The sequence below is a fragment of the Alcanivorax sp. HI0044 genome, assembly GCF_001634945.1.
This window is the reverse complement of sequence record NZ_LWEZ01000952.1, coordinates 1-608: the sequence shown is the minus strand read 5'-3', so window position 1 is coordinate 608 and position 608 is coordinate 1. Positions and strand designations below refer to the sequence as shown.

General features: G+C 57.4%; 2 protein-coding genes. Both read left to right on the top strand.

What is annotated here, in order from left to right; translation table 11 throughout:
- On the top strand, positions 1–167 hold a 167-nt coding region (locus A3730_RS33035; RefSeq protein ID WP_197477439.1), incomplete at its 5' end, for an SEC-C metal-binding domain-containing protein.
- A 127-nt stretch (positions 168–294) separates the two neighbouring features.
- Positions 295–608, top strand: a 314-nt coding sequence (locus tag A3730_RS11125) for a bifunctional ornithine acetyltransferase/N-acetylglutamate synthase (RefSeq protein ID WP_231883931.1), incomplete at its 3' end; no start/stop codon positions are given.

Below are 608 nucleotides of genomic sequence, written 5' to 3'. Positions count from 1 at the left end.
AAATGCAGGCGGTGGCCGAACCGGGCACCGATGGCGATGCCCAGCCCCGTCAACAGGGCGAGCAGCCCAAGACGGTGGTCCGGGAGGGCCGTAAAGTCGGGCGTAATGAGCCGTGCCCTTGTGGTTCCGGCAAGAAGTACAAGCAGTGTCACGGCAAGATTGAATAAAGCAGCTGCTAGCGACGAGCTTCCAGCTACGAGAAAAACAAAGGCACCGGTGAAAGTCGGTGCTTTTCTTTATGATGACTAGTTGCTCGCAGCTAGAAGCTAGTCGCTGAATGTTAAGGAAAACGTGATGACACAGTCTGAGTGGTTGCCAGTCCCCGGCGTGCGGCTTGCCGCCGTGGAAGCCGGCATCAAAAAAGCCAATCGCAAGGATTTGGTGGTGCTGGAGCTGGCCCAGGGGAGTCGTGTCAGTGGTGTGTTTACCCTTAATCGGTTCTGTGCTGCGCCAGTACAGGTAGCCAAGTCCCGTCTGGCTGCCACTACGCCACGCTACCTGATGATCAACACCGGCTACGCCAATGCCGGTACCGGCAAAAAAGGCCTGGAAAACTGCCTGGCCAGCTGTGAATTGCTGGCGAAAGCCGCAGGTTGCGATGCCGATGA